The sequence below is a fragment of the Klebsiella sp. CD33 genome (assembly GCF_051992865.1).
Taxonomy (GTDB): domain Bacteria; phylum Pseudomonadota; class Gammaproteobacteria; order Enterobacterales; family Enterobacteriaceae; genus Klebsiella; species Klebsiella pneumoniae.
In genome coordinates this window covers 1,210,921-1,230,490 of sequence record NZ_CP197023.1, presented here as the reverse complement: position 1 = coordinate 1,230,490, position 19,570 = coordinate 1,210,921, and the positions used below count along the sequence as shown (strand labels likewise).

Genomic DNA, 19,570 nt, shown 5'->3' with positions numbered 1-19,570 from the left:
AAACAGAGAAGAAACGCACTGTGATGTTGTCAAAATTTAAGCGTAATAAACATCAACAACACCTTGCCCAACTCCCTAAGCTTTCTCAGTCAGTTGATGATGTAGAGTTCTTTTACGCCCCTGCGGAATTCAGGGAAGCGTTACTGACCCGGATTGCCCACGCCACTCAGCGTATATGCATTATTGCGCTCTATCTGGAGCAAGATGATGGCGGAAAAGGAATTTTGCAGGCCCTTTATGACGCCAAACGCCAGCGTCCGGAACTGGATGTCCGCGTTCTGGTGGACTGGCACCGCGCTCAGCGTGGCCGTATCGGCGCCGCCGCCTCTAATACCAATGCCGACTGGTATTGTCGGATGGCCAATGAAAATCCAGGGGTAGATATCCCCGTTTACGGCGTGCCGATTAACACTCGGGAGGCGCTCGGCGTTCTCCATTTCAAAGGCTTTATTATTGATGACTGCGTCCTCTACAGCGGCGCCAGCCTGAATGATGTTTATCTGCATCAGCATGATAAGTATCGCTATGATCGCTATCAGTGCATCCGTAACGGCAAAATGGCGGACATCATGTTCGACTGGGTCGACAACAATCTGGTTCAGGGGCGCGGCGTTAACCGTCTCGACAGACCGGATCGGCCAAAAAGCCCGGAAATCAAAAACGACATTCGCCAGTACCGTCAGGAGCTCCGCGACCGCAGCTACCATTTTGTCGGCACCGCTGGTGACGAAGAACTCTCCGTCACCCCGCTGGTAGGCCTGGGTAAATCGAGCCTGCTGAATAAAACCATCTTTCACCTGATGCCCTGTGCCGAACACAAGCTGACGATCTGCACCCCCTACTTCAACCTCCCTGCCGTACTGGTAAGAAATATCATCCAGCTGCTGCGCGACGGTAAACAGGTGGAGATTATTGTCGGCGATAAAACGGCTAACGATTTCTACATTCCTGAAGATCAGCCGTTTAAAATCATCGGCGCCCTTCCCTATCTGTATGAGATCAACCTGCGGCGTTTCCTCAGCCGGCTGCAGTATTATGTCAATACCGATCAGCTGATCGTCCGCCTGTGGAAGGATGACGATAACAGCTACCACCTGAAAGGCATGTGGGTTGACGATGAGTGGATGCTGCTCACTGGCAACAACCTGAACCCGCGCGCCTGGCGGCTCGATCTGGAAAACGCCATTCTGATCCACGATCCAAAGCGGCAGCTGGGGGCCATGCGGGAGAAAGAGCTGAAGCTCATCCGCACCCACACCACGGTAGTGAAACATTATCGGGATCTGCAAAGTATCGCCGACTATCCGGTGAAAGTGCGAAAACTGATCCGCCGCCTGCGGCGGATCCGCATTGACCGGCTGATCAGCCGTATTCTCTGACTATCAGCCCCGCCTCGACGGGGCTTTTTTCTGGAAGCGCTATGCGTACGATATTAGTGATTGCTTCGCTGCTGTTAACCGGCTGCAGCCACATGGCAAATGATGCATGGTCCGGTCAGGACAAAGCCCAGCATTTTCTGGCCTCAGCGATGCTCTCTGCCGCTGGCAATGAATATGCGCAACATCAGGGTTACAGCCGGGACCGCAGCGCCGCTATCGGCCTGATGTTTTCCGTCAGCCTTGGCGCCTCAAAAGTGCTTTGGGACAGCCGCCCGGCTGGGAGCGGCTGGAGCTGGAAGGATTTTGCCTGGGATGTCGCCGGCGCGACCACCGGCTACGCTGTATGGCAGTTGGCTCATCAGTAAGCGTTACAGACGCAACCCCTTCCCTTTGCGATGCAACATCAGGGAGACAAGGAAGGCAATGGCGGCCATCACCGTCACATACCAGTAGAACGCGTGCTCTATCCCTGCCGACTTAAGCGACAGCGCGACGTACTCCGCAGAGCCGCCGAACAATGCGTTCGCGACGGCATAGGACAACCCGACCCCAAGCGCGCGAACCTGAGCCGGGAACATCTCTGCTTTCAGGATGCCGCTGATCGAGGTATAGAAACTGACAATCAGTAAGGCGCAGATCACCAGGCCGAAGGCGGCATAGGGTGAGCTCACTTTTTGCAAGGCGCTGAGAATAGGCACGGTAAATAACGTCGCCAGCACGCCAAAGCACAGCATGGAGGTCCGGCGGCCAACTTTATCCGAGAAGGCGCCGAATAGCGGCTGAACCAGCATATAAACGAACAGCGCCGCGGTCATGATCACGCTGGCGGTGCTGGCCGTCATGCCCGCCGTGTTGACCAGATACTTTTGCATATAGGTGGTGAAGGTGTAGAAGGTCAGCGATCCGGCGGCGGTAAAGCCTAACACCATCGCAAAGGCCCGGCGATTGCGCCACAACCCTTTAAATGAGCCAGCCTCTTTCAGCGCCCGGGTCTCCTGCTTCGAGGTTTCGTCCAGCTGGCGACGCAGCCACAGCGCGACGATAGCCAGTACCGCCCCGAGGGCAAAAGGAATACGCCATCCCCAGGCATGGAGATCTTCATCGCTAAGTACCTGCTGGAGCGCCACAACCACTAATACAGCCAGCAGTTGACCACCAATCAGCGTAACGTACTGGAAGGAGGCATAGAAGCCTTTCTTACCCTCCACCGCGACTTCACTCATATAGGTCGCACTGGTGCCGTATTCTCCGCCAACAGACAGCCCCTGGAACAGACGCGCCAGCAGCAGCAGCGCCGGGGCCCAGGTGCCGATCACCGCATAACCCGGCAGACAGGCAATCACCAGTGAGCCAAAGCACATCATGCAGACCGAGATAAGCATGGACGTTTTACGTCCCCGGCGGTCAGCGATCCGACCAAACAGCCATCCACCGATAGGACGCATCAGAAATCCGGCGGCAAATACGCCTGCCGTTTGCAGCAGTTGGGTGGTGGTATTTCCGGATGGAAAGAAGATGTGCGCGAAATAGAGCGAGCAGAATGAGTAAACGTAAAAATCAAACCATTCAACCAGATTCCCCGAGGAAGCGCCAACAATTGCCCAAATACGACGACGGGTATCGGCCAGTTCCGGCGCGCCCCGTTCGGTAATGCTACTTTCTGTCATTGTTATATTGCTCCAGCAAAGACTGCAATCTGTCTTGTCGGGCGTACCACGTCACGCAGACAAATTAATTAGTAAACTAAATGTTATATAATTGTTATATTTTTATATGTGATTGGATTCACATTTTTTTTCGCAAGCACGGTTTTCGCGATCATCGCCAGCGCAGGGGCAGGGAAAAAGTGGATTATGGCGAAGGGATTGCCATGACGGGGTTTTATTTTGCGTTGAAAGGAGATAATGGAGCGAACATGGCGTAGTTTTCGCCGGAGGCGGTGCTGCGCACTTTGTCCGGGGTACGGTTTTGTAGCCCCGGTAAGCGCAGCGCCACCGGGGAGACATACCGGCACGCTGGCCGGACGACAGAAACGCAAAAAGCCCATCCGACAGGATGGGCTCTTCACTTGTTTGATGCCTGGCAGTTTATGGCGGGCGTCCTGCCCGCCACCCTCCGGGCCGTTGCTGCGCAACGTTCAAATCCGCTCCCGGCGGATTTGTCCTACTCTGGAGAGCGCTCACCGACAAACAACAGATAAAGCAGAAAGCCCGGTCTTTCGACCGGGCTTTCTGCTTTATTTGATGCCTGGCAGTTCCCTACTCTCACATGGGGAGACCCCACACTACCATCGGCGCTACGGCGTTTCACTTCTGAGTTCGGCATGGGGTCAGGTGGGACCACCGCGCTAGTGCCGCCAGGCAAATTCTTTGTGCTCAGTACGCAATTCTTTATATTGCGTACTCAACTCTGAATCTAAGCTGAAAATTCTCTCAAACCCGCCAAAACATCTTCGGCGTTGTAAGGTTAAGCCTCACGGTTCATTAGTACCGGTTAGCTCAACGCATCGCTGCGCTTACACACCCGGCCTATCAACGTCATCGTCTTTAACGTTCCTTCAGGAGACTTAAAGTCTCAGGGAGAACTCATCTCGGGGCAAGTTTCGTGCTTAGATGCTTTCAGCACTTATCTCTTCCGCATTTAGCTACCGGGCAGTGCCATTGGCATGACAACCCGAACACCAGTGATGCGTCCACTCCGGTCCTCTCGTACTAGGAGCAGCCCCCCTCAATTCTCCAGCGCCCACGGCAGATAGGGACCGAACTGTCTCACGACGTTCTAAACCCAGCTCGCGTACCACTTTAAATGGCGAACAGCCATACCCTTGGGACCTACTTCAGCCCCAGGATGTGATGAGCCGACATCGAGGTGCCAAACACCGCCGTCGATATGAACTCTTGGGCGGTATCAGCCTGTTATCCCCGGAGTACCTTTTATCCGTTGAGCGATGGCCCTTCCATTCAGAACCACCGGATCACTATGACCTGCTTTCGCACCTGCTCGCGCCGTCACGCTCGCAGTCAAGCTAGCTTATGCCATTGCACTAACCTCCTGATGTCCGACCAGGATTAGCTAACCTTCGTGCTCCTCCGTTACGCTTTGGGAGGAGACCGCCCCAGTCAAACTACCCACCAGACACTGTCCGCAACCCCGGTAAGGGGCCAACGTTAGAACATCAAACATTAAAGGGTGGTATTTCAAGGTTGGCTCCACGCAGACTGGCGTCCACGCTTCAAAGCCTCCCACCTATCCTACACATCAAGGCTCAATGTTCAGTGTCAAGCTATAGTAAAGGTTCACGGGGTCTTTCCGTCTTGCCGCGGGTACACTGCATCTTCACAGCGAGTTCAATTTCACTGAGTCTCGGGTGGAGACAGCCTGGCCATCATTACGCCATTCGTGCAGGTCGGAACTTACCCGACAAGGAATTTCGCTACCTTAGGACCGTTATAGTTACGGCCGCCGTTTACCGGGGCTTCGATCAAGAGCTTCTCCTTACGGATAACCCCATCAATTAACCTTCCGGCACCGGGCAGGCGTCACACCGTATACGTCCACTTTCGTGTTTGCACAGTGCTGTGTTTTTAATAAACAGTTGCAGCCAGCTGGTATCTTCGACTGGTCTCAGCTCCATCCGCAGGGACTTCACCTACACACCAGCGTGCCTTCTCCCGAAGTTACGGCACCATTTTGCCTAGTTCCTTCACCCGAGTTCTCTCAAGCGCCTTGGTATTCTCTACCTGACCACCTGTGTCGGTTTGGGGTACGATTTGATGTTACCTGATGCTTAGAGGCTTTTCCTGGAAGCAGGGCATTTGTTACTTCAGCACCGTGGTGCCTCGTCATCACACCTCAGCCTTGATTATCCGGATTTGCCTGGATAATCAGCCTACATGCTTAAACCGGGACAACCGTCGCCCGGCTAACATAGCCTTCTCCGTCCCCCCTTCGCAGTAACACCAAGTACAGGAATATTAACCTGTTTCCCATCGACTACGCCTTTCGGCCTCGCCTTAGGGGTCGACTCACCCTGCCCCGATTAACGTTGGACAGGAACCCTTGGTCTTCCGGCGAGCGGGCTTTTCACCCGCTTTATCGTTACTTATGTCAGCATTCGCACTTCTGATACCTCCAGCATGCCTCACAGCACACCTTCGCAGGCTTACAGAACGCTCCCCTACCCAACAACACATAGTGTCGCTGCCGCAGCTTCGGTGCATGGTTTAGCCCCGTTACATCTTCCGCGCAGGCCGACTCGACCAGTGAGCTATTACGCTTTCTTTAAATGATGGCTGCTTCTAAGCCAACATCCTGGCTGTCTGTGCCTTCCCACATCGTTACCCACTTAACCATGACTTTGGGACCTTAGCTGGCGGTCTGGGTTGTTTCCCTCTTCACGACGGACGTTAGCACCCGCCGTGTGTCTCCCGTGATAACATTCTTCGGTATTCGTAGTTTGCATCGGGTTGGTAAGTCGGGATGACCCCCTAGCCGAAACAGTGCTCTACCCCCGAAGATGAATTCACGAGGCGCTACCTAAATAGCTTTCGGGGAGAACCAGCTATCTCCCGGTTTGATTGGCCTTTCACCCCCAGCCACAAGTCATCCGCTAATTTTTCAACATTAGTCGGTTCGGTCCTCCAGTTAGTGTTACCCAACCTTCAACCTGCCCATGGCTAGATCACCGGGTTTCGGGTCTATACCCTGCAACTTAACGCCCAGTTAAGACTCGGTTTCCCTGCGGCTCCCCTATACGGTTAACCTTGCTACAGAATATAAGTCGCTGACCCATTATACAAAAGGTACGCAGTCACACCCGAAGGTGCTCCCACTGCTTGTACGTACACGGTTTCAGGTTCTTTTTCACTCCCCTCGCCGGGGTTCTTTTCGCCTTTCCCTCACGGTACTGGTTCACTATCGGTCAGTCAGGAGTATTTAGCCTTGGAGGATGGTCCCCCCATATTCAGACAGGATACCACGTGTCCCGCCCTACTCTTCGAGTTCACAGCCTGTGCATTTTGGTGTACGGGACTATCACCCTGTACCGTCGGACTTTCCAGACCGTTCCACTAACACACAAGCTGATTCAGACTCTGGGCTGCTCCCCGTTCGCTCGCCGCTACTGGGGGAATCTCGGTTGATTTCTTTTCCTCGGGGTACTTAGATGTTTCAGTTCCCCCGGTTCGCCTCGTTAACCTATGTATTCAGTTAACGATAGTGTGACGAATCACACTGGGTTTCCCCATTCGGACATCGCCGGTTATAACGGTTCATATCACCTTACCGACGCTTTTCGCAGATTAGCACGTCCTTCATCGCCTCTGACTGCCAGGGCATCCACCGTGTACGCTTAGTCGCTTAACCTCACAACCCGAAGATGTTTCGTAAAACATCATCGTGTCGCGAAAATTTGAGAGACTCGAACACACATTAGCTGTGTGTCGTTTCAATTTTCAGCTTGATCCAGATTTTTAAAGAGCAAATATCTCAAACGTCACCCGAAGATGAGTTTTGAGATAGTTCGGCACGCGTCTTTCACTCACGAACCAGCAAGTGGCGTCCCCTAGGGGATTCGAACCCCTGTTACCGCCGTGAAAGGGCGGTGTCCTGGGCCTCTAGACGAAGGGGACACTGAAGTCTCAATCGCAAGACGCCTTGCTTCTTTACGTTCATCAGACAATCTGTGTGAGCACTACAAAGGCAGGTTCTTTAAGGTAAGGAGGTGATCCAACCGCAGGTTCCCCTACGGTTACCTTGTTACGACTTCACCCCAGTCATGAATCACAAAGTGGTAAGCGCCCTCCCGAAGGTTAAGCTACCTACTTCTTTTGCAACCCACTCCCATGGTGTGACGGGCGGTGTGTACAAGGCCCGGGAACGTATTCACCGTAGCATTCTGATCTACGATTACTAGCGATTCCGACTTCATGGAGTCGAGTTGCAGACTCCAATCCGGACTACGACATACTTTATGAGGTCCGCTTGCTCTCGCGAGGTCGCTTCTCTTTGTATATGCCATTGTAGCACGTGTGTAGCCCTGGTCGTAAGGGCCATGATGACTTGACGTCATCCCCACCTTCCTCCAGTTTATCACTGGCAGTCTCCTTTGAGTTCCCGGCCTAACCGCTGGCAACAAAGGATAAGGGTTGCGCTCGTTGCGGGACTTAACCCAACATTTCACAACACGAGCTGACGACAGCCATGCAGCACCTGTCTCACAGTTCCCGAAGGCACCAAAGCATCTCTGCTAAGTTCTGTGGATGTCAAGACCAGGTAAGGTTCTTCGCGTTGCATCGAATTAAACCACATGCTCCACCGCTTGTGCGGGCCCCCGTCAATTCATTTGAGTTTTAACCTTGCGGCCGTACTCCCCAGGCGGTCGATTTAACGCGTTAGCTCCGGAAGCCACGCCTCAAGGGCACAACCTCCAAATCGACATCGTTTACGGCGTGGACTACCAGGGTATCTAATCCTGTTTGCTCCCCACGCTTTCGCACCTGAGCGTCAGTCTTTGTCCAGGGGGCCGCCTTCGCCACCGGTATTCCTCCAGATCTCTACGCATTTCACCGCTACACCTGGAATTCTACCCCCCTCTACAAGACTCTAGCCTGCCAGTTTCGAATGCAGTTCCCAGGTTGAGCCCGGGGATTTCACATCCGACTTGACAGACCGCCTGCGTGCGCTTTACGCCCAGTAATTCCGATTAACGCTTGCACCCTCCGTATTACCGCGGCTGCTGGCACGGAGTTAGCCGGTGCTTCTTCTGCGGGTAACGTCAATCGATGAGGTTATTAACCTCACCGCCTTCCTCCCCGCTGAAAGTGCTTTACAACCCGAAGGCCTTCTTCACACACGCGGCATGGCTGCATCAGGCTTGCGCCCATTGTGCAATATTCCCCACTGCTGCCTCCCGTAGGAGTCTGGACCGTGTCTCAGTTCCAGTGTGGCTGGTCATCCTCTCAGACCAGCTAGGGATCGTCGCCTAGGTGAGCCGTTACCCCACCTACTAGCTAATCCCATCTGGGCACATCTGATGGCATGAGGCCCGAAGGTCCCCCACTTTGGTCTTGCGACGTTATGCGGTATTAGCTACCGTTTCCAGTAGTTATCCCCCTCCATCAGGCAGTTTCCCAGACATTACTCACCCGTCCGCCGCTCGTCACCCGAGAGCAAGCTCTCTGTGCTACCGCTCGACTTGCATGTGTTAGGCCTGCCGCCAGCGTTCAATCTGAGCCATGATCAAACTCTTCAATTTAAGTTTGATGCTCAAAGAATTAAACTTCGTAATGAATTACGTGTTCACTCTTGAGACTTGGTATTCATTTTTCGTCCGAGGACGTTAAGAATCCATGTCACTTTGAGTGCCCACACAGATTGTCTGATAAATTGTTAAAGAGCAGTTGCGACGCGCTTTAGCGCTCTGTCGCGAGGTGGCGTATATTACGCTTTCCTCATTCAGAGTCAAGCGCTTATTTTGCTTTCCTCTGTCGGCTTTCAACGTCGATTTCCGTCGTTGAATCCTCCTGGCCCGGCGGCTTGTTTGCCGTTATTCCGTGTCAGTGGAGGCGCATTATAGGGGGTAATTCTGAAGTGACAAGGATAAATTCAAAAAAAGAATTCAACCGCTCACTTTTCAACCAAATCAGGTGTTGAGCTTTAATTCTTGCCTGGTTTTTAAACAAAAACGAGCCCGCTGGGCCCGTTTTTGTCGTTTTGTGATTTACTGCACTGCCACAATGCGGTCGTCTTTTACTACCAGCTCGATGGTTTTACCCGGAACCAGCTCACCGGAAAGGATCTGCTGGGCTAACGGGTTCTCAATCTGCTGCTGAATAGCACGTTTCAATGGCCGCGCGCCGTATACCGGATCGTAACCATTGGCGCTCAGCAGCTTCAGCGCCTCATCGGACATCTGCACTTCATATCCGCGCTCTTCCAGACGTTTATACAGACGCTGCAGCTGGATCTGGGCAATAGAGGCAATATGTTTCTCGCCCAGCGGATGGAAGACCACCACTTCGTCGATACGGTTGATGAACTCCGGACGGAAGTTCTGGCTGACTACCCCCAGCACCAGGTCCTTCATATGTCCGTAGTCCAGCTCGCCGAACCGTTCCTGAATCAGATCGGAACCGAGGTTCGAGGTCATGATGACTACCGTATTACGGAAGTCGACCGTTCTCCCCTGCCCGTCGGTGAGACGCCCGTCGTCGAGTACCTGCAGCAGAATGTTGAACACATCCGGGTGCGCTTTTTCCACTTCATCCAGCAGGATGACGGAATAAGGACGACGGCGCACCGCCTCGGTCAGGTAACCGCCCTCTTCATAGCCGACGTATCCCGGAGGCGCACCGACCAGACGCGAGACGGAATGTTTCTCCATAAACTCGGACATATCGATACGCACCATCGCGTCGTCGCTATCGAACATAAAGTTAGCCAGCGTTTTACACAGCTCGGTTTTACCGACCCCGGTTGGACCGAGGAACAGGAACGAACCAATCGGCCGGTTCGGATCGGACAGCCCGGCGCGGCTGCGGCGAATGGCGTTGGATACCGCTTCAACCGCCTCATCCTGGCCAATCACCCGATGATGCAGCTCCTGCTCCATACGCAGCAGTTTGTCGCGCTCGCTTTCCATCATGCGGGAGACCGGGATACCGGTCCAGCGGGCCAGCACTTCGGCGATTTCAGCATCCGTCACTTTATTACGCAGCAGACGCATGGTTTTCCCTTCGGACTGAGTGGCAGCCGCCAGCTGTTTCTCCAGTTCCGGAATTTTGCCATACTGCAGCTCGGACATCCGCGCCAGATCGCCGACGCGACGCGCCTGTTCGATGGCGATTTTCGCCTGCTCCAGCTCAGCTTTGATGGTCTGGGTGCCGGAGAGCGACGCTTTTTCCGCTTTCCACTCTTCTTCCAGCACCGAGTACTGCCGTTCTTTATCCGCCAGCTCCTCGTTGAGCATATCGAGACGCTTCAGGCTCGCCTCATCAGACTCTTTCTTCAGCGCCTGCTGTTCCAGTTTCAGCTGGATAATACGCCGATCGAGGCGGTCCAGCTCTTCCGGTTTGGAGTCAATCTGCATACGGATGCTGGATGCCGCCTCATCGATGAGGTCGATGGCTTTATCCGGCAGCTGACGGTCGGCAATATAGCGATGCGATAAGGTCGCCGCCGCCACGATAGCCGGGTCAGTGATCTGCACGTGGTGGTGCAGCTCATAACGTTCTTTCAGACCGCGCAGAATCGCGATGGTATCTTCTACCGAAGGCTCGGCAACGAACACTTTCTGGAAGCGACGTTCCAGCGCGGCGTCTTTTTCGATGTACTGACGGTATTCATCAAGCGTCGTCGCCCCGACGCAGTGCAGTTCACCACGCGCCAGCGCCGGCTTCAGCATGTTACCCGCATCCATCGCGCCGTCGGCTTTACCAGCGCCAACCATGGTATGCAGTTCGTCGATAAATAGAATGACGTTGCCTTCCTGTTTGGACAGGTCGGTCAGCACGCCTTTCAGACGCTCTTCAAACTCACCGCGGTATTTCGCCCCGGCCACCAGCGCCCCCATATCCAGCGCCAATACCCGACGGCCTTTCAGCCCTTCTGGTACTTCGCCGTTGACGATACGCTGCGCCAGGCCTTCGACGATTGCCGTTTTACCCACCCCGGGTTCACCGATCAGCACCGGGTTGTTTTTGGTACGACGCTGCAGTACCTGAATGGTACGGCGAATCTCTTCATCACGGCCGATCACCGGATCCAGCTTGCCCTGCTCGGCACGCTCGGTGAGATCGACGGTAAATTTCTTCAATGCCTGACGTTGGTCTTCGGCACCCTGATCGTTCACGCTTTCCCCTCCGCGCATTTGTTCAATCGCCTGAGTCACGTTGGCGGTTGTTGCTCCGGCGGATTTTAAAAGGTCGGTCAGCGTACCGCGCGATTCAAGCGCCGCCAGAACGAACAGTTCCGACGAAATAAAGTTGTCCTTTTTCTTTTGCGCCAGCTTGTCGCAAAGGTTGAGGATCCGCACTAAATCCTGAGAAGGTTGCACATCGCCGCCGGTGCCTTCCACCTGCGGTAAACGGCTCAAGGCCTGTTCGATGTCAGTGCGCAGTTTCCCGGCATTCACGCCCGCCGAGGTTAATAAAGGACGTACCGATCCCCCTTCCTGATTCAGCAAGGCGCTCATTAAATGAAGAGGTTCGATGAATTGGTTGTCGTGCCCGAGTGCGAGCGACTGGGCATCGGCAAGAGCAAGCTGGAATTTATTGGTAAGACGATCCAGACGCATAACTCCTCCCATAAACAGGTCAAATTTGCTACTGGAGATTAAATGAGGTCATCCCTCAATTATTCAAGGTTAAAGACCCGAACTATGTGAAAAATAAGTTTGCCTTCTGGATCGTCTTGATTCTCTAGGTTATATCAGCCAAATGAAACTTGCCATACGACCGGTGGTCTTGTCGCGCCGGTAAGAGAAAAAATCATCCTTTTCGCTTAGCGTGCAGCGATCGCCGCCGAAAATCTGCTCAACGCCGACGTTTGCCAGACGCTGCCGCGCCAGTTGGTAGATATCAGCAAAATATTTTTCGCCTGCCGGACGAAAAGCCCGGTGCGCATTCTCGTCCTTCACCATAAAGGCATCCCGGACTTCCGGTCCCACCTCAAACGCCTGCGGACCGATGGCGGGCCCCAGCCACGCCATAATATTTTCGGCTTTATCGGCGAAACGAGCAACCGTCGCTTCCAGAACCCCTTCGCATAAGCCGCGCCATCCCGCGTGCGCCGCGGCGACTTCGGTGCCGTCGCGGTTACAGAACAGCACCGGCAGGCAGTCAGCGGTCATCACTGCGCAGACGGTCCCTGGCGTACGACTATAAGAGGCATCCGCGCGTTTCGACGGATAGGGTCCGCCGTCCAGCGTCAGAACCTCGGTGCCATGGACTTGCTCCAGCCAAACCGGGTAAGACGGCAAGCCGCCGGTGGCAAACATCCGCCGCCGGTTTTCTTCGACATCCTGCAGATTGTCGCCGCAATGGGCGCCCAGGTTGAGCGAGTCATAGGGCGGCAGACTCACGCCGCCGATGCGGGTAGAACTACAGGCCGCCACGCTGCCGGGCATTGGCCACTGCGGTACAATCAGTTTCGTCATAACCAGTCAATATCGTCCTTATGGGCTTCAAAATCGGCGCGCATCGCCTCGATGAGCTCGACCATATCCTGCGGGATGGGCGCGTGCCACTCCATTTCAATGCCGGAGATCGGGTGATACAGGCGCAGCATGGTGGCATGCAGCGCCTGGCGGTCGAATTTACGCAGCGCGGTGATGAACTCCTCCGACGCGCCCTTCGGCGGACGCGGCCGGCCGCCATAGACCTGGTCGCCTACCAGCGGATGGGTGATATGCGACATATGCACGCGGATCTGATGCGTACGACCGGTTTCCAGACGCAGACGCAGGCGGGTATGGATGCGGAAATGTTCCATAATGCGGTAGTGGGTCACCGCCGGTTTGCCCATCGGATGCACCGCCATATGGGTACGCTTGGTCGGGTGACGGCTTATAGGCTCTTCCACTGTGCCACCGGCGGTCATATGACCGATCGCCACCGCTTCGTATTCACGGGTGATCTCGCGCAGCTGCAGCGACTCCACCAGCCGGGTTTGCGCCGGAATGGTTTTCGCCACCACCATCAGACCGGTGGTGTCTTTATCCAGACGATGAACAATACCCGCGCGCGGCACATCGGCAATAGGCGGATAGTAGTGCAGCAGCGCATTCAGCACAGTACCGTCAGGGTTGCCCGCGCCAGGATGTACAACCAGATCGCGCGGTTTATTGATCACGATGATGTCATCATCTTCGTAAACGATATTGAGCGGAATATCCTGCGGCTGGAAGCGCGCCTCTTCTTCGATTTCCACATCGATAGCGATGCGTTCTCCCCCCAGCACTTTTTCTTTCGGTTTATCGCCAATGGTGCCATTGACTAATACGCGTTGGTCGAGGATCCATTCTTTTATCCGCGATCGCGAATAATCAGGGAACAATTCGGCCAAAGCCTGATCTAAGCGTTGACCGAGTTGATTTTCGGTCACCGTTGCGGTGAGTTGTACTCGTTGTGCCATATACAGCTTCTTCGTTTAACGTTGGGTTTTACGGCTTTGCCGTTTAATATAGTGTGCTATTGTAGCTGGTCTTAATCGGGAGCAGGAACAGAGATTCTCCCGCATAAACATTTTGAGGAAGTCAAAACGTCATGACGCGCATGAAATACCTGGTGGCAGCCGCCACACTGAGCCTGGCTTTGGTGGGTTGCTCCGGCTCTAAGGAAGAGGTGCCTGATAATCCGCCGAATGAAATCTACGCGACCGCCCAGCAAAAACTGCAGGACGGTAACTGGAAACAGGCGATAACGCAACTGGAAGCGTTGGATAATCGTTATCCATTCGGCCCTTATTCCCAACAGGTACAGCTGGATCTGATTTATGCGTATTATAAAAACGCCGATCTTCCTCTGGCTCAGGCGGCTATCGATCGCTTCATGCGTTTGAACCCCACCCATCCGAACATCGACTATGTCATCTATATGCGCGGCCTGACCAACATGGCCCTGGATGACAGCGCCCTGCAGGGCTTCTTCGGCGTTGATCGCTCCGACCGCGATCCGCAGCACGCGCGCGATGCCTTCAATGACTTCTCCAAACTGGTGCGAGGTTATCCGAACAGCCAGTACGCCACTGACGCCTATAAACGCATGGTGTTCCTGAAAGATCGTCTGGCCAAATATGAGCTGTCGGTCGTGGATTACTACACCGATCGTGGCGCATGGGTTGCCGTGGTTAACCGTGTGGAAGGGATGATGCGTAATTATCCGGATACCCAGGCCACCCGCGATGCCCTGCCGAAGATGGAAAACGCCTATCGTCAGATGCAAATGAACGCTCAGGCGGACAAAGTCGCGAAGATTATCGCCGCGAACAGCAAGAACACCTGAGCCTGACTCATCGATCGCAAACGGCAGCCACTGGCTGCCGTTTTTTTATACGTTTCCCGACGAGCTGAAGCGGTTTAGCGCCGGGTTAACTCATCAAATATGGCCTGCTTTATCGGGTTCGACAAGTAAAATCTCACTTCTTCCTGCCCTGTCTCACAAAATGAATTTGTTGACAAAAAGTGACAATAAAATGTGATTTAGATCACACATTTTGACATTGGGAAAGGTATGCTGGATTCACCAAGACGGGAAAGACAAGAGGTAAAATTTATGACAATGAACATTACCAGTAAACAAATGGAAATTACTCCGGCAATCCGCCAGCATGTCGCAGACCGTCTCGCCAAACTGGATAAGTGGCAAACTCATTTAATCAACCCGCACATCATTCTGTCTAAGGAGCCGCAGGGTTTTATCGCTGATGCAACCATCAACACGCCAAACGGCCATCTGGTTGCCAGTGCGCGTCATGAAGATATGTACGCCGCCATTAACGAATTGATCAACAAGCTGGAACGGCAGCTCAATAAAGTGCAACACAAAGGGGAAGCCCGCCGCGCCGCGACGTCGGTGAAAGAGGCAGGCTTTGTGGAAGAAGAAGAGTAATCCTTAACTTAAGTTGTGTCATGCCACGCGCCTTCGGGCGCGTTTTTTATTGACAGAGTGAAAACAGTACAGGTACTGTAATCCCCACTACCTAAAGGAATTTACCATGAAACTTGTCCCGTTCTTCTTCGCATTCTTTTTTACCTTCCCCTGACCGGGAGGCAATTCGTCGTATAAGAAAGAATGCGAAGACGAACAATAAGGCCTCCCACCCGGGAGGCCTTTTTTATTTGATAACAACAAAGGCAACATCTATGACCGAGGAAAACCCATTACTGGCGCTGCGCGATAAGATAAGCGCCCTGGACGAGAAGCTGCTTGCTCTGCTGGCGGAGCGCCGCGGACTGGCTGTTGAGGTTGGAAAAGCCAAACTGGCCTCCCATCGTCCGGTGCGTGATATTGACCGCGAACGCGATCTGCTGGAGCGCCTGATGACTATCGGCAAGCGCCATAATCTGGATGCGCACTATATCACCCGCCTGTTCCAGCTGATTATCGAAGACTCTGTTCTTACCCAGCAAACCCTGCTGCAGCAGCATCTGAATAAAATTAACCCGCATTCGGCCCGCGTGGCGTTCCTCGGTCCCAAGGGCTCTTACTCGCATCTGGCGGCGCGTCAGTACGCCGCTCGCCACTTTGAGCAGTTTATTGAGAGCGGCTGCGCGAAGTTCGCCGATATTTTTAATCAGGTAGAAACCGGCCAGGCCGATTACGCGGTGTTGCCGATTGAAAACACCAGCTCCGGCGGGATCAACGACGTCTACGATCTGCTGCAGCACACCAGCCTGTCGATCGTTGGCGAGCTGACGATCCCTATCGATCATTGCGTACTGGTGAGCACCTCGACGGATGCCGATAAAATTCAGACCGTTTACAGCCATCCGCAGCCGTTCCAGCAGTGCAGCCAGTACCTGAGCCGCTACCCGCACTGGAAGATTGAGTATACCGAGAGCACCTCGGCGGCAATGGAAAAAGTGGCGCAGGCGAACTCCCCGGCCGTCGCGGCCCTGGGTAGCGAAGCGGGCGGCGCTCTGTATGGTCTGCAGGTGCTGGAGCACTGCCAGGCCAACCAGACGCAGAACATCACGCGCTTCCTCGTCCTGGCGCGCAAAGCGGTGAACGTCTCCGATCAGGTGCCGGCCAAGACCACGCTGTTAATGGCGACCGGTCAGCAGGCGGGCGCCCTGGTGGAAGCCCTGCTGGTGTTGCGCAACCACAATCTGATCATGACCAAACTGGAATCCCGCCCGATCCACGGCAATCCCTGGGAAGAGATGTTTTATCTCGATATTCAGGCCAACCTGGATTCGCTGCCCATGCGCAAGGCGCTGAAGGAGCTGGCGGATATCACCCGCTCCATGAAGGTCCTCGGCTGCTACCCTAGCGAAAACGTGGTCCCGGTGGATCCGGTTTAACATTCGCGGAACGGTAATTTCTTCATCCCTGCCACCGCTACCGGCAGGGTGAAGATGGCGCCTGACAGCGGATACTGCGCCAGCTCATCGTCCTCCATGTTTTCCCGGGTGGTGGTGATATAGAGCGTTTTCATATCCGCCCCGCCGAAGCAGACCATCGTCGGGCAACGAACCGGCATCGGGTAGGATTCCAGCTCCTCGCCCTGCGGCGAGAAACGGGCGATCCGCCAGCCGTCAAACATTGCGCTCCAGTAACATCCCTCCACGTCGATCGCCGCCCCGTCAGGGATCCCTTCGCCAGGCTGAAAACGGCGAAAGACTTCGCGTCGGCCAGGCTCACCCTGCTCATCCAGCGGCGTACGGTAGATCACGGCGTTCGGCGTATCAGAGGTATACATCCAGCGCCGATCGGCGCTAAAGGCCAGGCCATTGGCGCCATGGATGTCACACTGGATCACTTTCGGCTGCAGGTCGTTATCCACTCGCATCAGCAGCGCGCCGTTGTAATCCCCAGGCCCCCAGAAGGTACCGGCATAAAAGCGCCCATCGCGATCGGTCCCGCCGTCGTTAAACCGCGCCAGCTCCGGGTTGCTCGGGTTATCGCAGACTTTCCGCCGCAGCAGGCCGTGGGCGTCGGTCAGCCAGATGCCGCTGCGCAATGCCACGATAAACCCGCCCTTCTCGCGCAGGGCAAAACAGCCGACCTCCTCTGGAAACTGCAGCACCTGGTGTTCTCCGCTGCGGATATCGTAGCGGTGAATTTCACATTCCATGATATCAGCCCAGTAGAGGGCCTGCTCTGCCTCGCTCCAGGTCGGGCATTCCGGCAGGTATCCGGTGTAGTCAAACAGCGGTTGTGGTTCAGCCATCGTTGTCATCCCTATAAAAAAAGCCAGCGGTCGCTGGCTTTATTGTATACATCTTTTTCGCTTTACTGCCGATTATCGTTCGCCTGACGCAGCAGCGTGCGGCTCTCGCTCTGGAAACGCTGAGCGTAATCGCCAAACCAGTGTTCGACTTTACGGAAGCTGTCGATAAACGCCTGCTTATCGCCCTGCTCCAGCAGGCCGATCGCTTCGCCGAAACGCTGGTAGTAGCGCTTAATCAGCGCCAGGTTGTTTTCCGATGACATAATAATATCGGCGTACAGCTGCGGATCCTGGGCAAACAGACGGCCTACCATCGCCAGCTCCAGTCGGTAAATGGGTGACGAGAGCGCCAGCAGTTGCTCAAGACGTACATTCTCTTCCGCCAGGTGCAGGCCATAGGCGAAGGTGGCAAAGTGGCGCAGCGCCTGAATAAAGGCCATGTTCTGATCGTGCTCAACGGCGCTGATGCGGTGCAGCCGCGCGCCCCAAACCTGAATTTGTTCGAGGAACCACTGATAGGCCTCCGGCTGGCGGCCATCACAATAGACCAACACCTGCTTCGCCAGGCTGCCGCTGTCCGGACCGAACATCGGGTGCAGGCCAAGAACCGGGCCCTGATGCGCCGCCAGCATCGCCTGCAGCGGCTCCGCTTTCACCGAGGCAAGGTCAACCAGAATGCAATCCGCCGGAAGGGGCGGCAGCCTGCCGATCGTCTCCACGGTGGTGTGAATCGGTACGCTGACGATAACCATGCCGGCATCGGCGACGATATCCGCCGCCCGGGCCCAATCGTTTTTTTCCAGAATACGCACCTGGTAGCCGGACAGCGTTAACATCTTCTCAAACAGACGGCCCATCTGCCCACCGCCGCCGACGATGACCACCGGCCGCAGATTCGGCTGCAGGGTTTTGAAGCCTTTGTCGTTTTCGCTGGAATAGGATTCCCGCATCACGCGACGCAGAACGTCCTCGATCAGATCCGGTGGTACGCCGAGCGCAGCCGCCTCTTCACGTCGGGAGGCGAGCATCGCCGACTCGCGCTCCGGGACGTAAATCGGCAGGCCATACTGGCTCTTCACCTCGCCGACTTCGGCCACCAGCTCCAGACGCTTAGCCAGCAGGCTAAGCAACGCTTTATCCACTTCATCAATTTGATCGCGTAACGCGGTCAGTTCAGCAACCATACTTTCCTCTTAAACCAAACGGGCCGCCAGGTGGCCGCGGAGATCCTTATCCAGTTCACGCAGCAGCGCCTCGGTAGTCTCCCAGCTGATGCAGGCATCCGTCACCGAGACGCCGTATTTCATCGCCTCACGCGGCTGTTCAGAGGACTGATTGCCTTCGTGGATATTACTTTCGATCATCAGGCCGATAATGGAGCGGTTGCCATCTTTGATCTGCGCGACCACGGATTCAGCCACGGCCGGCTGGCGGCGGAAATCTTTATTGGAGTTCCCATGACTGCAATCTACCATCAGCGACGGCTTCAGTCCCGCCTGCGCCATCTCTTTTTCGCATTTCGCCACATCTTCCGGACCGTAGTTCGGCGCCTTGCCGCCACGGAGGATCACATGGCCGTTCGGATTACCCTGCGTTTGCAGCAGGCAGACCTGCCCGGCCTGGTTGATGCCTACGAAACGGTGCGGCATCGCCGCGGCGCGCATGGCATTGATGGCCGTGGCCAGGCTACCGTCGGTACCGTTTTTAAAGCCGACCGGCATCGACAGGCCAGAGGCCATTTCGCGGTGCGTTTGTGATTCCGTGGTACGCGCGCCGATAGCGGACCAGCTGAACAGATCCCCGAGGTACTGCGGGCTGTTGGGATCCAGCGCTTCCGTCGCCAGCGGCAGTCCCATATTGACGAGCTCGACCAGCAGACGACGCGCAATCTTCAGGCCGCCTTCAACATCAAACGAACCATCCATGTGCGGATCGTTAATCAGCCCCTTCCAGCCGACGGTGGTACGGGGTTTTTCAAAATAGACGCGCATCACCAGGTAGAGGCTATCGCTGACCTCTGCGGCAAGGGCTTTAAACCGACGAGCATATTCAATCGCAGCTTCCGGATCGTGAATGGAGCAAGGACCACATACCACCAGCAGGCGCGGATCGCGACCGGCGATGATATCCGAAATGGTCTGACGGGCGTGCGCGATCTGCGCTTCCTGCTCGACGCTCAGCGGGAATTCCGCCTTCAGTTGCTCCGGGGTCATTAATACATGTTCGTCGGTAATATGTACGTTGTTCAGCGCGTCTTTTTGCATGATTGCGATCCTGTGTAGCTCGTTTGCGATAAGGGT

At 55.0% G+C, this 19,570-nt stretch carries 13 protein-coding genes, 1 tRNA gene, 3 rRNA genes and 1 other annotated feature; of the genes, 6 read left to right on the top strand and 11 right to left on the bottom strand.

Features of this window, described 5'->3' with window-relative positions; translation table 11 throughout:
• The first annotated feature begins 23 nt into the window (after positions 1-23).
• Both pssA and ACR809_RS06140 read left to right on the top strand, forming a co-directional pair.
• Entirely contained in the window at positions 24-1,379 is a 1,356-nt protein-coding gene (pssA, locus tag ACR809_RS06145) for a CDP-diacylglycerol--serine O-phosphatidyltransferase (RefSeq protein WP_004180947.1), read from the top strand.
• 41 nt (positions 1,380-1,420) lie between these two features.
• Positions 1,421-1,744: a YfiM family lipoprotein gene (locus ACR809_RS06140; protein WP_122051107.1), complete on the top strand. Its 324-nt coding sequence runs from the start codon at positions 1,421-1,423 to the stop codon at positions 1,742-1,744.
• Positions 1,745-1,747: 3 nt separating this feature from the next.
• On the opposite strand, the gene ACR809_RS06135 is transcribed toward ACR809_RS06140, so the two are convergent.
• The 8 genes from ACR809_RS06135 to rluD all read right to left on the bottom strand — a co-directional run bounded on the left by ACR809_RS06135 (position 1,748) and on the right by rluD (position 13,511).
• On the bottom strand, positions 1,748-3,046 hold the full coding sequence (locus ACR809_RS06135) for an MFS transporter (RefSeq protein WP_004144368.1): 1,299 nt from the start codon (positions 3,044-3,046) through the stop codon (positions 1,748-1,750).
• 578 nt (positions 3,047-3,624) lie between these two features.
• Positions 3,625-3,740, bottom strand: a 5S ribosomal RNA gene (rrf, locus tag ACR809_RS06130).
• 101 nt (positions 3,741-3,841) lie between these two features.
• A 23S ribosomal RNA gene (locus ACR809_RS06125) occupies positions 3,842-6,743 on the bottom strand.
• A 190-nt stretch (positions 6,744-6,933) separates the two neighbouring features.
• Positions 6,934-7,009, bottom strand: a tRNA-Glu gene (locus ACR809_RS06120).
• Between the two features lie 85 nt (positions 7,010-7,094).
• Positions 7,095-8,634, bottom strand: a 16S ribosomal RNA gene (locus tag ACR809_RS06115).
• The 16S, 23S and 5S rRNA genes sit together here with 1 tRNA gene alongside, the layout of an rRNA operon.
• A 465-nt stretch (positions 8,635-9,099) precedes the next feature.
• On the bottom strand, positions 9,100-11,673 hold the full coding sequence (gene clpB / locus ACR809_RS06110) for an ATP-dependent chaperone ClpB (protein ID WP_004150973.1): 2,574 nt from the start codon (positions 11,671-11,673) through the stop codon (positions 9,100-9,102).
• Between the two features lie 129 nt (positions 11,674-11,802).
• Positions 11,803-12,534 (bottom strand): purine nucleoside phosphorylase YfiH, encoded by a 732-nt coding sequence (gene yfiH / locus ACR809_RS06105; RefSeq protein ID WP_021440571.1) that lies wholly within the window; start codon positions 12,532-12,534, stop codon positions 11,803-11,805.
• Positions 12,531-13,511: a 23S rRNA pseudouridine(1911/1915/1917) synthase RluD gene (rluD, locus tag ACR809_RS06100; RefSeq protein ID WP_002914110.1), complete on the bottom strand. Its 981-nt coding sequence runs from the start codon at positions 13,509-13,511 to the stop codon at positions 12,531-12,533. Before rluD ends, yfiH begins: the two co-directional genes overlap by 4 nt.
• A gap of 131 nt (positions 13,512-13,642) precedes the next feature.
• Here rluD and bamD point away from each other — a divergent pair, with 131 nt between their 5' ends.
• From bamD to pheA, 4 genes are all read left to right on the top strand, one after another.
• On the top strand, positions 13,643-14,380 hold the full coding sequence (bamD, locus tag ACR809_RS06095; RefSeq protein WP_004145664.1) for an outer membrane protein assembly factor BamD: 738 nt from the start codon (positions 13,643-13,645) through the stop codon (positions 14,378-14,380).
• A gap of 270 nt (positions 14,381-14,650) precedes the next feature.
• Positions 14,651-14,986, top strand: coding sequence for a ribosome-associated translation inhibitor RaiA (gene raiA, locus ACR809_RS06090; RefSeq protein ID WP_002914111.1), 336 nt, complete (start codon positions 14,651-14,653; stop codon positions 14,984-14,986).
• 105 nt (positions 14,987-15,091) lie between these two features.
• Positions 15,092-15,216, top strand: a sequence feature (Phe leader region).
• Positions 15,093-15,140: a pheA operon leader peptide PheL gene (pheL, locus tag ACR809_RS06085; protein ID WP_100250063.1), complete on the top strand. Its 48-nt coding sequence runs from the start codon at positions 15,093-15,095 to the stop codon at positions 15,138-15,140. (Overlaps the previous feature by 48 nt.)
• A 24-nt stretch (positions 15,217-15,240) precedes the next feature.
• Positions 15,241-16,401 carry a bifunctional chorismate mutase/prephenate dehydratase gene (gene pheA / locus ACR809_RS06080; RefSeq protein WP_122051106.1) on the top strand — a complete coding sequence of 387 codons (1,161 nt, stop codon included), beginning with the start codon at positions 15,241-15,243 and terminating at the stop codon, positions 16,399-16,401.
• Here the strand turns inward: pheA and ACR809_RS06075 are convergent.
• The 3 genes from ACR809_RS06075 to aroF all read right to left on the bottom strand — a co-directional run bounded on the left by ACR809_RS06075 (position 16,398) and on the right by aroF (position 19,534).
• Positions 16,398-17,270: an SMP-30/gluconolactonase/LRE family protein gene (locus tag ACR809_RS06075; RefSeq protein ID WP_004174805.1), complete on the bottom strand. Its 873-nt coding sequence runs from the start codon at positions 17,268-17,270 to the stop codon at positions 16,398-16,400. The two genes, pheA and ACR809_RS06075, sit on opposite strands and share 4 nt — an antisense overlap.
• Before the next feature lie 62 nt (positions 17,271-17,332).
• Positions 17,333-18,454, bottom strand: a complete 1,122-nt coding sequence (gene tyrA, locus ACR809_RS06070) for a bifunctional chorismate mutase/prephenate dehydrogenase (RefSeq protein ID WP_094326622.1) — start codon at positions 18,452-18,454, stop codon at positions 17,333-17,335.
• 9 nt (positions 18,455-18,463) lie between these two features.
• The gene (aroF, locus tag ACR809_RS06065) at positions 18,464-19,534 is read right to left on the bottom strand and encodes a 3-deoxy-7-phosphoheptulonate synthase AroF (protein ID WP_002914114.1); all 1,071 of its coding nucleotides are present in this window, start codon (positions 19,532-19,534) and stop codon (positions 18,464-18,466) included.
• Between the last annotated feature and the right edge of the window lie 36 nt (positions 19,535-19,570).